Source organism: Thermostichus sp. MS-CIW-30, from assembly GCF_054058015.1.
In genome coordinates, this window is record NZ_JBSRZW010000031.1 from 1 (window position 1) to 16053 (window position 16053).

11 protein-coding genes are annotated in these 16053 nt (G+C 58.6%); 4 read left to right on the forward strand and 7 right to left on the reverse strand.

Annotation, left to right across the window (positions count from 1 at the left end):
* Nucleotides 1-10 precede the first annotated feature (10 nt).
* From ACVWXW_RS12155 to ACVWXW_RS12165, 3 genes are all read right to left on the reverse strand, one after another.
* Nucleotides 11-1576 (reverse strand): NADH-quinone oxidoreductase subunit M, encoded by a 1566-nt coding sequence (locus ACVWXW_RS12155; RefSeq protein ID WP_457404013.1) that lies wholly within the window; start codon nucleotides 1574-1576, stop codon nucleotides 11-13.
* A gap of 12 nt (nucleotides 1577-1588) precedes the next feature.
* On the reverse strand, nucleotides 1589-3442 hold the full coding sequence (locus ACVWXW_RS12160) for an NAD(P)H-quinone oxidoreductase subunit F (RefSeq protein WP_457404014.1): 1854 nt from the start codon (nucleotides 3440-3442) through the stop codon (nucleotides 1589-1591).
* 98 nt (nucleotides 3443-3540) lie between these two features.
* On the reverse strand, nucleotides 3541-4758 hold the full coding sequence (locus ACVWXW_RS12165) for a lipid-A-disaccharide synthase-related protein (protein WP_457404032.1): 1218 nt from the start codon (nucleotides 4756-4758) through the stop codon (nucleotides 3541-3543).
* A gap of 101 nt (nucleotides 4759-4859) precedes the next feature.
* On the opposite strand from ACVWXW_RS12165, the gene ACVWXW_RS12170 reads away from it, so the two are divergent.
* From ACVWXW_RS12170 to ACVWXW_RS12180, 3 genes are all read left to right on the forward strand, one after another.
* Nucleotides 4860-5195 carry a hypothetical protein gene (locus ACVWXW_RS12170; RefSeq protein WP_457404015.1) on the forward strand — a complete coding sequence of 112 codons (336 nt, stop codon included), beginning with the start codon at nucleotides 4860-4862 and terminating at the stop codon, nucleotides 5193-5195.
* A gap of 119 nt (nucleotides 5196-5314) precedes the next feature.
* A complete protein-coding gene (locus tag ACVWXW_RS12175; protein WP_414522124.1) occupies nucleotides 5315-6361 on the forward strand; it encodes a thiamine phosphate synthase in 1047 nt (348 codons plus the stop codon).
* 219 nt (nucleotides 6362-6580) lie between these two features.
* Nucleotides 6581-8104 carry an AAA family ATPase gene (locus tag ACVWXW_RS12180; RefSeq protein WP_457404033.1) on the forward strand — a complete coding sequence of 508 codons (1524 nt, stop codon included), beginning with the start codon at nucleotides 6581-6583 and terminating at the stop codon, nucleotides 8102-8104.
* A gap of 109 nt (nucleotides 8105-8213) precedes the next feature.
* Here ACVWXW_RS12180 and ACVWXW_RS12185 read toward each other — a convergent pair whose 3' ends face one another.
* The 4 genes from ACVWXW_RS12185 to ACVWXW_RS12200 form a co-directional block, all read right to left on the reverse strand.
* Nucleotides 8214-9071 (reverse strand): DnaJ domain-containing protein, encoded by an 858-nt coding sequence (locus tag ACVWXW_RS12185; protein ID WP_011433414.1) that lies wholly within the window; start codon nucleotides 9069-9071, stop codon nucleotides 8214-8216.
* A 202-nt stretch (nucleotides 9072-9273) separates the two neighbouring features.
* A complete protein-coding gene (locus tag ACVWXW_RS12190; RefSeq protein WP_457404016.1) occupies nucleotides 9274-10806 on the reverse strand; it encodes a leucyl aminopeptidase in 1533 nt (510 codons plus the stop codon).
* An 81-nt stretch (nucleotides 10807-10887) separates the two neighbouring features.
* On the reverse strand, nucleotides 10888-12213 hold the full coding sequence (locus ACVWXW_RS12195) for an FIST signal transduction protein (RefSeq protein WP_457404017.1): 1326 nt from the start codon (nucleotides 12211-12213) through the stop codon (nucleotides 10888-10890).
* Between the two features lie 92 nt (nucleotides 12214-12305).
* The gene (locus ACVWXW_RS12200; protein ID WP_457385734.1) at nucleotides 12306-14015 is read right to left on the reverse strand and encodes a LysM peptidoglycan-binding domain-containing protein; all 1710 of its coding nucleotides are present in this window, start codon (nucleotides 14013-14015) and stop codon (nucleotides 12306-12308) included.
* Between the two features lie 340 nt (nucleotides 14016-14355).
* Here ACVWXW_RS12200 and cysS point away from each other — a divergent pair, with 340 nt between their 5' ends.
* Nucleotides 14356-15939 (forward strand): cysteine--tRNA ligase, encoded by a 1584-nt coding sequence (gene cysS, locus ACVWXW_RS12205; RefSeq protein WP_457404018.1) that lies wholly within the window; start codon nucleotides 14356-14358, stop codon nucleotides 15937-15939.
* Nucleotides 15940-16053 lie beyond the last annotated feature (114 nt).

The following is a 16053-nucleotide window of genomic DNA, read 5'->3' on the forward strand; positions in this document are numbered from 1 at the left end:
AGGACTTGGGTCATGGTTCTATCATAACTTCCGCATTCCTCCCGACACTGACCCTACGGGTACAGTGCGGGGCTCCTGCGATTTCTAGCTGAAAGGCAGTGACCAGTCCTGCAACACCAGCTAGGTTAGCCTTGGCCAAGGCCAAGGTGGTGGACTCCACCCAGCGGGTTGCCCAGCTAGGCTGCAGGCCCAGTAACACCACCAGCGTTGCCAAAACAACAGCAGGCAGGCGCTCTTCAGTGGCGTGGCGTTGCATGGCTATGGCCACTTGCGAGAGGCGCCCAAAAAAGACACGGTTCACCATCAGCAGAAAATAGGCCGCCGTCAATCCCGTCCCCACCATGCACAGGAGCGTTTGCAGGGGAAAGACGGCAAAGCTGCCCCGAAAGAGGGTGAACTCAGCTATAAAGCCCACCATGCCCGGTGTGCCGCCACTGGCCATCACCCCTAGCACCATCAAGCTGCCAATAAGCGGTAAGCCCCGCTCCGGGTTGAGCAATCCCCGCAGCAGCTTGAGATCCCGTGTGCCGGTGTTGGCATAGACGGCTCCCACCAGAAGAAACAGCAGCGAGGAGATGAGGCCATGGCTGACCATCTGAAAGATGGATCCCACTAGGGAGAGGGGAGTGGCTGCTGCTACAGCCAAGAGGATGTAGCCCATGTGGGCAATGGAGCTGTAGGCCACCAGCTTTTTCATATCCTGCTGCACCAAGGCGTTCAGGGATCCATAGAGCACGTTAACCACCGCCCAACCGGCCAGCCAAGGCCCGGCTTGATCCCAGGCATCCGGCAAGAGCTGCAGGCCAAAGCGCACCAGGCCGTAGGTGCCCAACTTCAAAAGCAAACCCGCCAGCAACACGGAAATGGGAGTGGAAGCCTCCACATGCGCATCTGGCAGCCAAGTGTGGAAGGGAACCAAGGGGATCTTGATGGCCAGCCCCAGCAGAATGGGAATAAGCAACAGGGTTTGTTGCACCAGGGGCAAGGGGTGAGCCTGCAGGACGGTGTAGGTAAAGCTGTGGGCATCGCTCAGCCAACTGAGGCCGAAAAAGCCAATCAAGAGGAGGATCCCCGACAGAGCGGTGTAAACCAAAAACTTGGTGGCGGCATAGGTGCGGCGCGGCCCTCCCCAGATGGCGATGAGCAAATACAGGGGGATCAGCTCGACTTCGTAGAACAGGAAAAACAGCAGCAAATTCCGAGCCAAAAAAGCTCCGGCCACCGCTGCCGCCAGCATAAGCACCAAGCTGTAGTAGAGGCGGGGCCGCTCCACCTGGCCGCTGGCCCAAATGGCCATCAGCACCAGCAGCCCGGTCATCACCACCAAAGGCAGAGAGATCCCATCCACTCCCACCTCATAAACCAAGCCCAACTGGGGGATCCAGGCCATCCTTTCCGCCAATTGCAGGGATCCAAGGTGGGGGTCAAAGATCAGCAACAGCCCCGCGCTCAGGCCAAACAAAACCCACCCAAACCCCAAGGCCAAAGCCCGGTGCAAGCCCTTCCCCGCCTGCTCGGGAATCAACCCAATCAAGATGCTCCCCAACAACGGGATCCCAATCAAAAGGCTCAACATGGCTCTCTCCCATCAATAGGCCAACCCCAAATGGGGCGAACGCAGTAGCCAAGCTGTAACCAACACCATCCCGATGACAATCACCAGCACATAGAGTTGCATCCGCCCCGACAGGGTGTACTTGAGGGCTTCGCCGCTGAAGAAAAAGGCCAGGCTCACCCCGTTCACCAAGCCGTCCACTCCGTTGCGATCCAGCCACTCCAATCCGCGGGAGAGGGCGCTGACCGGTTGCACCACCAGGGCTTGGTAGAGGTGCCCCGTGTAAAAGTCGTGGGCCAGCAGATCCTGCAACTCCGGCCAGGGCAGATATACCCTCCGTTGGTCCCCCCAGTACAGCCAGCCGCCAATGGCTGCCCCCACCAGCCCAGCAGCCGTCAGCAGAGCCGCCATCCACCTCAGCTGCGGGTTCCAGTCGGGATAGAGCCCCCAGCGCCCCAACAGCCAGGGCATGAGCAAGGTTTGCACCGTCAGGATGCCCATGGGCAGAGCCATCAACCAGCCCACCTCAGGGGCCCGGCGGGTTTTGGGTTGCGGGGATCCCAAAAAGACCAGGCCAAACACCCGCGCCAGGTTGAGAGCCGTCAGCCCATTCACCAGCAGCAGCACCCCCACCAGGGCCGGCTGCACCCCGCTGTAGACCAGCGCCAGGCGGGTCAGCGTCCAAAAGCACCCTAGGGGCAGCAGAGCCACCATCCCCAGGGATCCCACGGCAAAAGCGGCCACCGTGGCCGGCATGCGGCTGCGCAACCCTCCCAATTCCGTCAGGTTTTGGGTAGCGGTGGTGTAGATGAGGGATCCCACCCCCATAAACAGCAGCGCCTTAGCCAAGCCGTGCATGAGCAGCAGCTCCAGGGCCAGCTCCGGCTGCTGCATTCCCACTGCCACAAACACCAACCCCAAGTAGGCACTCGTGGAGTAGGAGAAGGTGCGTTTGATATCGATTTGCGCCAAGGCCACCAGGGATCCGCCCAGGGCTGTGATCGTGCCGATGGCCACCAAGACCCCATTCGTAATCGGCGACAGGGCCAGTAGCGGTTGCAGCTTAATCAGCACAAAAGCCCCGCAGGCCACCACTGCCGAATTGCGCAAAATCGAAGCCGGGTTGGGCGCTTCCATCGCCTCATCCAGCCACAGGTGCAGCGGAAACTGGGCGCATTTCCCCAAAGGCCCTGCAATCAAAGCCAACCCCATCAAAGCCGCCCAAGCCGGATCCAAGCTAGTCGTAGCCGCCCAGTCCCGCAGGTCGGAAAACGTCAAGGCCCCGGAAAAGTTGGAAACCGCCACCACCCCCATCAGCAGCAGCAGATCTCCTACCCGCTTGGTTAAAAACGCATCCCGCGCCGCCGTCACCACCAGAGGCTGGGCGTACCAAAAGCCCACCAGCAAATAGGTGGAAAGGGTGAGCATCTCCAGCAGGGCATAGCTGAAAAACAGCGAGTCGCTGAGGGCGATCCCTGTCATTCCCCCCTCGAAAAAGCCCATTAGAGCGGCAAAGCGACCCAGGCCCCAGTCCTTATCCAAATACCCCAGCGCATAGATCTGGGCCAGCAGGCTCAAACCGCTGATCCAGACGACGGCCCCCATTGTCAGAGGCGAGATCTCCAAAGACAGAGTCAAATCCAAATCGGCCACCCGAAACCAGAGGTAGTTCAAGATCTGGGGATCCCGACCCCAAACCTGCCGCAACAGCCAAAGGCCATGGGCAAAGGCGGCAAAAGTCAGAAGGATGTTGAGGTAAGCTGCCGGACGCGGGCCACTGCGCTTGACCCACCCCGTTGCCCAGGGAATGGCCAAAGCTGTTCCCGCCCACCCATAGCAAGGGATCCACCAACTGCTCTCCAACCCCAAAAGAAGGTTCAAGGCCATCAAATACTTAAAAACGGAAAACTAAACTTAACAGCAATAAGTCGGGCCTTTTAACGACCTGCTCCCCATTTCACAATATATTTCACAATGTGTCTGGCTCACAATTTGTCTGGCTCGAACGGTTCCAAAACCGGGCCGGATGGCTTGAGCCAATCTCGAAGTTGAGCGGCAATGCGCCGGGCGGCCCCTGGGGATCCCATGCGGCGGCGTCCATGGGCCTGCAACTCAGCCGCGTAGTTGGGATCGGCGGCCAGGCGTTCCAGAATCCGGCCAACCACGGCGGGAGCCTGCTCCACTGAGGTCAGGTGGACGGCGGATCCCAAAAGACGAGTCTGTGCTTCGGCAAAGCGCGGGGTAAACTGCGGTCCCTCTCCCGGCAGGGTCACCACCGGTTTTCCCAAGCCCACACATTGCTCGGTAGCCGTTCCCGCCATGGCCAGCACCACTGTTGCTCGTTGGGCACAGGCCCCGAAGTCCCCCCAAACCAGAAGTACATCGCTGCGCTGAGATGGGATCCGAGCCTGAAGCGGGTCTCGCTCCAGGTTGGGGCTGAGGGCAGCATAGACTTGCAGCTCCTTTGGGAGCCGCTCCACCACCTGCATCATCAGAGCCCAGTTGCGATAGGCTTCCGGCGGACGGGATCCGGGCAAGAGCAGCAAGGCCGGTCGGTGGGGATCCAAAGGCAATGTCCCGCGTGGCTCTAGGCCATCCATCATCGGGTTGCCCAGGTAGAAGGCCCTCAGGCCCCGTTTTTGCAAAGCTGTAGTCGTCAGCTCATCCCGCAAAAAAGAACCCAGGCAGCGTCGGTGGGCCATCAGCCAGCGCTCCCAGGGCAGGTAATCGGAAATCGGCTGCCCAAAAGGGATCCAGGGGCGTCGGTAGGGCCCCCGTTCATCTCGCCAGTAATAGTCCGACTTGGCCGTGCCCACAAAGACGTAGGGGATCCCGCTCCACCATGCCATCAGCAAGGGCACAATATCCCCCACGGCCAGCACCAGGTTCCTCTGGGCTGCTGCCCGCCGAACCAACGCCAATTGCCGCCCCGTCAGCCCCAGCAAACCGGCCCGCAAATCCCGCCACAACTGCCGCCAATCCTGATAAATAAACCCCCCCGACGGCATCACCTGGGCAATGGGCAGCAGGGGGATCCCTTGGCGTTGGTAGGCTGTCCCTTCTCCCACAATCGGCAAGGCTTGCACCGGGATCCCCAGTTGGACTAGGGCAACAGCAAGGCGACTGCCCACCTCATCTTCCCCGTGTCCATTGCTCAGACACAGCACCTGCGGTGGATTCGTTGGATTCCATTGGGTTTCCACAGCTTGCCGTAGGCGCAATCTGGGCTGAATCAAGAGGGATCCCCCAGCTCACCAGAAATCTCCTCATAGAATAGAGCCAATCCAAGAGGGGAACCCGGGAGATGATCCGAAATGAGCGACAACGAGCCGAGCTTATTGCAGCGGTAGAAGCCCTTCAGCTGGAAGGCCCCTACTTTATAGAAGAGCGCCTCACCCGCCATCGCGGCCCTTTCTTGCGGGCAGTGAAAGATGTGCCTGTAGGGGGAACTTGGTGGGAGATCCGCTATTTTCCCGCCTGCGAGCGCTATGCTTGGGCCTACTTGCCGGAAGGGGCCGGCCCACGGGCCTTCGCCTGGGGACACACGCCGCAGCAAGCCTTTCTTAGCGCCTTATGGCATCACCCTCTTTCTCCTCAGGGCCAAGGACAGCCTCAGGGAAACCATTCCGATTTACAGTGATTTACAGTGAATTGACTACTCTCCACCCTACTGACTTGCTTCCGGCTAAGGGTAGGACGGGGCTTTAGGCGCATTTTTTTGGTAAAAATTAAGCAACTCTCTTCCCACGTATAGGGAACATGAAACCCCAGGCCGTCGCCCGTATTCTGGATGCCAACCTCGATCGAGCTCGTGAAGGACTACGGGTATTGGAAGAATGGTTTCGTTTCGGCCTGGAAGAGGGAGAGCTCTCTGCCGAATGCAAGGCCATGCGCCAAGCCCTAGCCCGCTGGCACAGCGATCCCCTGCGTTTGGCCCGCGATACCCCCGCCGATCCAGGCACCCAGATCTCCCACCCCCAAGAGGAGCAACGGCGGGATCTCCGCCACCTCTTGCAAGCCAATTGCAGCCGTGTGCAAGAAGCCCTGCGGGTGTTAGAAGAATACGGCAAGTTGGCCGAATCCCACCACTGGGTGGCCCCTGGCCTGGCCAAGCTGGCCAAAGACATGCGCTATCGGCTCTACGTCTTGGAAAGTGAACTGCTGGGCGGATCCCTGCGGCAGCGTCTCCTGGCAGCCCATCTTTATTTGGTGACCAGCCCTGTGCCCCACTGGCTAGAGGTGGTGGAAAAATCCCTGCGGGGCGGGGTGACCCTGGTGCAATATCGCCGCAAAAACCTCCCCGACGGCGAGATGCTGCGGGATCTCAAACAGCTGCGGCAGCTGTGCGACCGCTACCAGGCGCTGATGATCGTCAACGACCGGGTGGACTTGGCTCTGCTCAGCCAGGCAGATGGGGTACACCTGGGCCAGACGGATCTGCCGGTCGCCCAAGCTCGGCACCTCCTGGGATCCCAGCGGCTCATTGGCCTGTCCACCACCAACGCCGAAGAGCTGGCCCAAGCCCTGAACAGCGACGTGGACTACATCGGCGTCGGCCCCGTTTACCCCACCCCCACCAAGGCGGAGAAACCCCCTGCCGGCCTGGAGTACGTGCGCCTGGCTGCCGAGAAAGCCCACTTGCCCTGGTTTGCCATCGGCGGCATCGATCCCCACAACCTACCCGAGGTGCGTCGAGCTGGGGCCACCCGTGTAGCTGTGGTGCGGGCTTTGATGGAAGCTGCCGATCCCACCCAGACAGCCCGCACCATGCTGGCCGAACTGCAAGGGATCCCTGCCCTATCCTAAAGATCAACCGTGAAGCTCAACCGTGAGCATTTTGCTGCTTATTGGCTGTTCCAATCCAAATGGTTTCTGAACAAGTGAGAGGAAGATGAAGTAAGGATGTTCTAAACTCCAGAGGCGATGACAGAAGCCGAAAGAAAAACAAATCCAGACAGCAGGGATCCTGCCCTGGTCGAGATCCCGGCGGAGCTGCAAGCAGGGCTGGTGACAGAGCTGGATTTGATGATCCGGGCCCGCTACCCCCTGGTTTACTTGGTCTCTCCAGAAGAAGAGCCTGCCGATGCCGTGCTAACCCAAGTAGCCAGACGGACAGACCCACCGCGGCAATTGTTGTTCTGGGACTTGGTGCGGGGCTGGCAAGATACAGGCGAGGATCGGGGCTCCATCATGGCAGCTCTGGGGCGGGTGTGGCGCTCTGCCCCCAACGAGGACACCCTGTTTGTGCTGCGGGATCTGCACTTTGTGTTGCGCAACGCCACCAGCGACAAAAACGCTCCCATCATCCGGGAGCTGAAAAACCTCAGCCGCGAGCTAAAACGCACCCGCAAGATGCTGATCCTGCTCAGCCACACCCTGGAAGTGCCCAGCGACCTGACGGAGGAGATCACCGTCGTCGATATTCCCCTGCCCAACAGCGAAGAGATCAGCCGCCTCATCCAGCTCTATGTGGCTCCAGATAAGCTCAAGCTTACCCCTCTAGCCCGCGAGCAACTGGTCAAAGCCTGTCAAGGGCTGAGCCGAGAACGTATTCGCCGCGTTTTGGCCCGCGCTTTGGCCGCCAAGCAGGAGGTCAATGAAGCCGATATCGACCTGGTGCTAGAGGAAAAAAAGCAGGCCATCCGCCAAACCGGCATCCTGGAGTTTTTCACCGCCCGCGAGACCCTCAAAAGCGTGGGGGGCCTAGATAATCTCAAGGCCTGGGTGCGGGTGCGCCAGGAAGCCTTTACCGAAGAGGCGCGGCGCTATGGCCTGCCCAACCCCAAAGGCGTGCTGCTGGTCGGGATCCAGGGCACCGGCAAATCCCTCTCCGCCAAGACCATCGCCAATGAGTGGCGGCTGCCCCTGCTGAGATTGGATGCCGGGCGGCTGTTTGCCGGCATCGTCGGCGAGTCGGAAAGCCGGGTGCGGCAGATGATCCAACTGGCAGAGGCGATGGCCCCCTGCGTGCTTTGGATCGACGAGATCGACAAAGCCTTTGGCAACATCACCAGCAGTGCCGATGGAGATTCTGGTACCAGCCGCCGGGTGTTTGGCAGCCTGATTACCTGGATGCAGGAGAAGACCAGCCCCGTTTTCATTGTGGCCACTGCCAACAACGTGCCGCTGCTGCCGCCAGAGCTGTTGCGCAAGGGCCGCTTTGACGAGATTTTCTTCTTGAACCTGCCCACCCACGCTGAGCGCAAAGAGATCTTCCGGGTGCATTTGCAGCGGTTGCGCCCCAGCCGCCTGCGGGAGTTCGACCTGGAAGCCTTGGCAGCCACAGCTCAGGACTTCAGCGGGGCCGAGATCGAGCAAGCCATCGTAGATGCCATGTACAACGCCTTTGGGGGCAGTGGCAGCAGCACTCGGCGGGACTTTACCCAAGAGGATATCCTGCAGGCCATCCGCGAAACCGTGCCTTTGTCCTCGATTGCCCGCGACCAAATCGAGAGTCTTAAGTGCTGGGCTGCTCAAGCGGGCGCGAGAACGGCCTCTCAAGATGCCCAGGTGCTGCAGGAAATGAAGCAATGTTTTGCCTCTTCCTAAGATCAAAATTCAAAATGGGTAAAATCCACCTCCAAGCCCAAATAAAGCAGCTAGTATGCCAATACCCACAGCAACTCCAGCCGCTATCTTCAAGTTTTCTTCTAGGCTTTTAGCATCTGCCTTTTCCTTCATTGCAGTTAGCAAAAATAGCTGATCCTCCCCACTCAGCCCACTTATAAAATGGGGATATAGATTCGATAGGGACAGCTTTAAAATGATCGATCCTACTTCTACAGTGAAGCTCAAGCTGGGAAAGCTTCGAGTTCCTATCTTTCTCTATCTGGGCTATTACTGATTTTGCCTCTTCCTGTAGCTTCTTAGCGCTCTCAACTTGCGACTTGCTATATCCTTTATCAAAAATGGCCATAAAAAGACTAATAACTGAGATTAGAAAGAGCACAAGCCCGATTGAGCTACTTAAGGCACCAATGAACAAGCTCAGGACTAAAAGCGAGAGGGCACCCAGTATAGTGTCACTTTTGGTGGCAAAGGTATGATCAATTTTAGCTTCCTCTTGTTTTATTCCGATAGAGATCAAGTTTCTCCTTAACTCAGACTTAACTTGCTCTACTCTTTGGTTATAGTTGGCCTCGATGTTTTTCTTACGACGTTCTATCTCTTCTGCAGCTTCCTTTATCTTGTCGAAGTCAAAGGGCCAAGGTTTGCCATCTTGTGTGCTGTAACCGCGTTCTGCTTTTAAGTCTTGGTCATACCCGCTCCCTTTTGTGGGCGAAGTCTGGGAAAGCCTTTGGGAGTCATAGGCTTTTCGCTTCACAGGATCACTCAGGACCGAGTATGCTTCCTGAATAGACTTAAACTTTTCCTCAATGTACTGCCGCCCCTTAACAGGTGTATCTGGGTGAAGTTTATCGGGATGGTATTCTTTGGCAAGCCGCCTGTAGCTCTCTTTAATTTCTTCTAGAGTTGCATTGGGCTGTAATTCCAGCTCGCGGTAAAGGTCTTTCATGGGAGGATCCCGCGCAGGGGGCCTTGTGCCAGCTACTTTGATGCGGGGATCCTATTCCCTGAGGGGAAGCCTTGCAAAGTGCTACTCAATACCTAGACTCTTTTTTAAGCCTATTTTAGGGATCGGACAGCTCCAGCCAAGCAGCCCTTGGCTCCTCCCTCAGTAGATGCTTTTTCAAGGCCCAACGTCCAGAAAGGCGGGGTTATGAGCAAGCTGCTGCGGCTTGCCGCGCCAAGACCCACTCCACCAGGGTGCGCACCCCATAACCGGTGGCCCCTTTGTTGTTGTAGCCTGCATCCTTCTCTGTCCAAACGGGGCCTGCTATATCCAGGTGGGCCCAAGGGGTTTTCTCCACAAACTGCTTCAGGAACAGGGCAGCGGTGATGGATCCCCCTGAGCGGGGACCAGTGTTTTTCATGTCGGCCACAATGGAGCTGAGACCCTCGAAGTAGCCTTCCTCCAGCGGCAGGCGCCAGATTTTTTCGCCGGAAAGATTGGCAGCCTGCTGTAGCTCCTGGGCCAGCGTCTCATCTGGGGTGAACAAGCCGGCAATTTCTTCCCCCAGGGCAATCACACAGGCACCGGTCAGGGTAGCCAGATCGAGGATGGCATCAACGCCCAGCTTTTCCGCAAACACCAGGGCATCTGCCAAGGTGAGGCGACCTTCTGCGTCGGTGTTGTTGACCTCAATGGTCTTCTGGTTAGAAGCGGTGAGGATATCCCCTGGGTGGATGGCATGGCCGCTGATCATGTTTTCCGTGGCAGCGACGATGAAGTGCAGCTCCACTTGCGGCTTGAGGGCGGCTAGGGCCCGTGCAGCTCCCAAAACTGCCGCTGCTCCCCCCATGTCGGTTTTCATCATGGCGATGCTGCGGGAGTCGGTTTTGATGTTCAGCCCACCGGAATCGAAGGTCAGCCCCTTGCCCACCAGGGCCAATTTGGTGACGGGATCCCCTTGTGGCGGCTTGTAGGTGAGGTGAATGAACTGGGGCGGCAGGTCAGAGGCTTTGGCCACACCCAAAAAAGCCCCCATCCCCAGAGCCTCGCATTCTTCCTGTCCCAAAATCTCCACCTCTAGACCATATTCCTGGGCCAGTTGGCGGGCGGTATCGGCCAGGGCAAGAGGAGTAACAATGTTGGCGGGGGCAGCCACCAATTCCCGAGCCAAGATGGTTCCTGCCGCCATCTCAATGGCCCGCTGCAGCGCGACTTCGTAATCGGGGCGAGCCTGGGCCAACCCCGGCACCAAGAGAGTTACTTCCTGCACAGAAAAGCTGTTTTCCTCTTCCCCTTTGGCTGAAGATTTAAACCGATTGTCCCGGTGCGCCACCAGTAGGCAGGCTTCGGCCACCGCCTGAACCCCACGCACCCGATCCAACCCCGTCTCCGGCAAAGACAGCATCACCTGCTTGGCTTTTAAGCTGTGAGCCTGGCGCAGGCCGTTGGCTGTGGCCCGTCGTAGGGCTTCTAGCGTTAGGGCCGCGGGATCCCCTAGCCCCACCAACACCAGTTTGCGGATCTCTCCTGTCAGGCGCAGGGCAACACTGCTATTCGGCTTCCCCTGAAACCCCTGCTCCTGAACGGTTTCCGCCACCAGCCCCGACCACACCTTTTCATCCCAAGAGGCGATCTCAGGGGGCAGAGGAAAGCGGCCATTCCCGCCGGAAGCGGCAAAGCAATAGACCAGGGCACATTCCCCTTGAGTGAGTGGCGGCTCGCTAAGATGAAGCTGCATGAGAAACCCTTGACCAAGCTGTTGACAGCAGATCCTCAGTCTATCCAATTTCGCCGGCTCTTAGGGCGAGGGATCCCCCCTCTAGTGGGCGGGCCGGAAGATCCCGAAGCAGGAAGTGTAGCCGTGTAAAAAGGTGGATCCCCCAACGGGGCCGATCTCACCATTGCAAAAGAACCCCCCCAAGGGCAGCTCTCCAAGCAATTCCCGAAACCGTTGCGAGTCAAAATCGGGAGTGCCGTACAGGCCCTTGCCTCGCCCCAAACAGGAGAACATCAACGCCCCACAAGGCTCCGGCCTCGGTTGAGAGGAGCTTTGCCTCAAGTTGCGCTCGGCACAATAGCGGCTGAGGGCCCAACGCAGATCTTCTGCCGAAGTCTGGGCATCCCGCAGATGAAATTGCACCGTCTGGCCAGGGCGCACCTGATCCCCGATGGCCAGCGCCCCCACGCGCGGATCAACGCCCAAGATTACGCGAATGAGGAAATCTCCCGGCGTCGGCTCCGACTTGAACTCATCCATCAGCAGGCCGATGAAGAGAGAGTGGCGGGCCAATCGCTGATCCACGGGACTGAGCCGCTCTGCCAAGTCCTGCAAAACCGCTAGAGGAGGGCGACCCTCCAAGCCAAGAATCACATTCCCCTCTGCTTCCGTCACCCGCAAGGGATCCCCAATGGGGCGACACCCCTGGGCCACCACTGCATCCAGCACCACATTGCCGTAGAGCGCTAGCCCCACTGTGCCCTCTCGATACAGCTCCCGCCGAGGTGTGGAGGTACGCGCATCCAGCAAAAACAGAGCATTGCCCCGAGGGCCGCGGCCCCCACTGGCCAATCCCCCCACTTTGACGGATCCCGGATAGGCGAAATCCAACCCCTGCAGCAACTCTGAGATGCCAGAGGAAAATCCATCGGCCAAGAGCAGAAAATGAGGCTTGCTCTGCGGCGAAACCCCAACACAATCGACCCAGGCAGAAGGAGCCGCATCCAAGTCTGGCAATTGGTTCCCCCGCAGATGAAAAGGATGCAGCACCACCTCCGGCATGACCGCCAAAGACAAGGAGAGAGCCGGGCCATCCTCAATTTCATGCCCGCCACCCACAATGCCACCCCCGGAGCAGCCGATCAAAACGTCCACCTCCAGCAGCCCCGACAGCAATGGCAACACCCGGATGTATTCGCTGGCAAAGGCCGCCGACACAAACAAAACCCCCAGGTTGGGCCGCAGAGGCTGAGAGGGAACATACCCTGTCAGCAGCCCCGGCAAGCTGCCGGATCCCACCGTCTGCACCTGCCGACTCAAGGCACTTTTCAGCTGGGCCGCCTGAAGCTTGGCCTTGGCTTCCTCCACCACCTGCCGCAGAGCCGCTTCTAGGGAAGGGAGCTGGGAGAGCGCGTTCACCCACTGCATCGGCGTGTTCCTACGGTCTGGAGTTTGCTGTTTTTAGGCTAGCAATTTATGGCCAGGCTGGCTGTTCTGTGTAGTCTCGCTTTGGGACAGGATCAGGGCAGATAGGGCCGGGGATCCACAGGCGCGCCCCCGCCGGGGCGGACTTCAAAGTGCAGATGCGGCCCTGTGCTCCAGCCAGTGCTGCCGCGGCTCATGATTGTCTGCCCCTGCTGCACGTACTGGCCTGTGGAAACGTAAATCTGATGGCCGTGGGCATAGCGAGTAACAATTCCGTTGGGATGGCGGATATCCACCCGATTGCCGTAGCCATCCCCGCCATTCCCCGCGAAGATCACCACTCCCTCCTGAACGGCTACAATGGGGGATCCCACGGGGCCAGGAATATCTACCCCTGCATGAAGGCGACCGCGACGGTAGCCAAAGCCAGAGGTGATTTGCCCGGAGACCGGCCAGATAAACCCACTGCTGCGGGCCTGAGGAGGAGCTGGAGGGGGCGCTGGCGGCGCTGGCCGAGCTTGTGGCTGGCTCTGAGCTCGTCGGGCAGGAGCTGGGGTGGGCTGCGTACCCGGCGCCGGAATCGTAAGGCGTTGGCCAATGCGCAGCCAGTGGGGATTGCGCAAGTTGTTGGCTTGAATAATGGATCGCTGAGTTACCCCATAGCGGGCGGCGATCCGTTCGATGGTGTCACCGGCTCCAACTGTGTGGGTCAGGGATCCACCGGCCAAGAGGGCCTGCCGTTCTTGTTCCATTTGCTGGGCCCGGCGTTGCTGCTCCGCCTGTAATCGAGCTTGGGCTTCGGCTTGGCGTTGGGCTTCCTCCTCTTGCTGGCGGCGCTCTTCCTCTTCGCGAGCTTTCTGGGCAGCGATCATCTCCTTCTGACGCTGGATCAACTCGCCCACATCGCCGGGGATGAGCAGGCGTTGGCCAATGCGCAGATATTCCGGGCGATCCAGAGGAGTCGCTTCGATAATCCGCTGCTGGGGAACTCGGTAGCGGTTGGCAATGTCCTCCAGTGTGTCTCCCTGCTTGACGGTGTAGATCAATCCCGGCTGGCTGGGGATGAGGAGAACTTGCCCCGGCTTCAGCTCAGTACTGGCCTGAATACCATTGGAGACGGTGATGGCAGCCGCGTCGAGCTGATACATCTGGGTCAGTTGCCAGAGGGTTTCCCCCGGCTGAATTTCATGCTCCAGAATGCCTCTGGGCCCTTCTCCTGTCGGGATTCGCCCTTCTGCGAAGGCTTGGCGCAGCTGCTCCTTTTTCCGCTCGTAGTTTTGCTGCAGAGCGCCAGATAGCGTATGCACAGAGGGTGGGATCGGCTCTACCGCCGGAGACAGGGGGCGATTCAACTGTCGCTGCTGTAGGGTAGCGACTCCGGCCAAGCCCAGCATCAGCAAAAGACCAGTGGCCCAAGCCGGATATCCCCGACGCGCAGGAGCAGAATCCCCCGGCTCTGGATGGGCTGTCTCAGGCTCGGTTGGGCACCTGGGGGTGGCCGGCAGCTGCTCTTCCCCAGCTTCTGCGCAGGGATCCGCCTCCAGCTTCAGAAGCCATACCAGGCCCGTTAAGCTGAGAGAGAGGGCCAAACCAACCCATCTTGGCTTCGACCGCCCAGAGAGAGGGGCTGGAGCCCACTCCAGAAGATAGGCTTCCTCGGCAGATGAATCCGCAGAAGTCCAGGACTGTTCTGAAGGGATCCCTGCCGAGCCCTTTGGGGGTGGGGGGGAAAGGGTGCTCACGGCAGCACCGCGGAAATCCAGCTCCCCGTTTTGGGGATTGGGGAAAGTGGGTTTTAAAGGCATCCTCACACCAACAGGCTGACACTAGAGTGCAAGAGAAGAAGATGTCAAAATGAGGGGCATAAGCCCCTTGGCACCGAGCACCCCAGGGGTGACTCAAGCCGGGGTGGAGCTCGCTAATGAACAGGCTGGCTCGCACTCAGGTTAGAGTACCGTAGTTAACAAATCTAGACAAGTCTTGGCAGGTAATTTCAGCCACAATGCTTGCCTCACAATGGTTCCAGCCCTTGGCTCGTTGAGATTTTGTCGAGCCTCATCCGATTCAAGACAAAGTGCGCCATCGTCTTTTTTTGGAAGACAAAGCCTGTTTTGCTGTAGCTGAAACTACAAACTAGGGATACCCATGGATTTGGTTGTCTATAACACATTGACTCGCCGCAAGGAAGTGTTTCAGCCGCTGGCAGCAGGTGGATCTCAATCCGTTTCCGTCGGCAATTCCCAGGGATCTGCAGCTCCAGTTGCGGAGGAGAAGCCCCTGGTGCGGATGTATGTCTGTGGTGTAACGGTTTACGACCTCTGCCACCTCGGCCATGCGCGTACCTACGTGGTTTGGGACACGGTGCGTCGCTACTTGGAGTGGCGCGGCTACCGAGTGAAGTATGTGCAGAATTTTACCGATGTGGACGACAAGATCCTCAAGCGGGCGTTGGAACGTGGCGAATCCATGCAAGCGGTGGCGGAGCGCTTCATCGCCGAATATTTCCAGGACATGGATCGCCTGAACATCAAGCGGGCCGATCTCTACCCGAGGGCAACGCAATCGCTGCAAGCCATGTTCCAGTTGATCCAATCTCTGGAACTCAAAGGCTTTGCCTACCGGGTACGGGATCCGATTCGACACCAGACCGACCCGTCTTCCCTCCTGCAAGCGGGACACCAGCCAGAGACCCCCGCCTCTGTTCAGTACTCTGTTTACTACTCTGTCCGCAAGTTCCCGGATTACGGCCAGCTATCCGGTCGAAAACTGGAGGAGATGGAGGCGGGAGCCAGTGGCCGGGTAGGAGAAGAAGGAGCTGAGAAACAGGATCCCTTCGACTTTGCCCTTTGGAAAGCGGCCCCCCCTTCTGAGCCGGGGTTTGCCTCCCCTTGGGGTTGGGGGCGACCGGGCTGGCACATCGAATGTTCCGCCATGGTGCGGGAGACCCTGGGAGATCACATCGACATTCACGCCGGCGGGGCAGATTTGATTTTCCCCCACCACGAAAATGAGCTGGCCCAATCGGAGCCAATCACCGGCAAGCCGATGGCCAAGTACTGGATGCACAACGGTTTTCTCAACATCAACGGCGAGAAAATGTCCAAATCTTTGGGCAACTTCACCACCCTACGACAGGCCCTCGCCGTCTATCACCCCATGGCCTTGCGGCTGTTTCTGTTGCAGACCCACTACCGTAGCCCCATAGATCTCACCGAGGCAGCCATGCAGGCGGCTAGCCGTGGCTGGGAAACCCTCCAGAAAGGGATCCACTGTGCCCAGCACTTCTGCAAAGAAGAAAAGGGATCCCCTGATGCTGAGGCCATGCAAGCCTTTCAAGCTGCTATGGACGATGATTTTGGCACCCCTGAAGCGCTGGCTATCGCCTTTGAATTGGCCAAAGAACTCACCCGCGAACACAACCTGTTCACCCATCAAGGCCAAACCCATCTGGAGCCCCAGGCCCTCAAACAAAAAAGCGCTGCCTTGCTGGAGATTTTGGCTACTTTGGGATTCTGTTGGCCCTCATTCTCTGAATTCGAGGGATCCAAAGAAGCAGCTACAAATGGGGAACTTAACTTTAAAAAAATCGAGGAGCTGATCGCGCAGCGCTCGGCAGCCCGCAAGGCGAAAAACTTTTCAGAGGCAGATCGCATTCGGGATCAGTTGAAAGCCTTCGGCATCACCCTCATCGATCAAAAAGATGGCACCACCCGTTGGCTGCGAGAATAGGGGTTGAGGAGCATTCCTCGGGCTCATTCAAAATGGATATGGCTGTAACCTAGGGGCTCAGAGGGGCAAAGTGCTTCTCCCTTCGTTTGGGTTGCTGGAAAAGTTCGGCTAGAG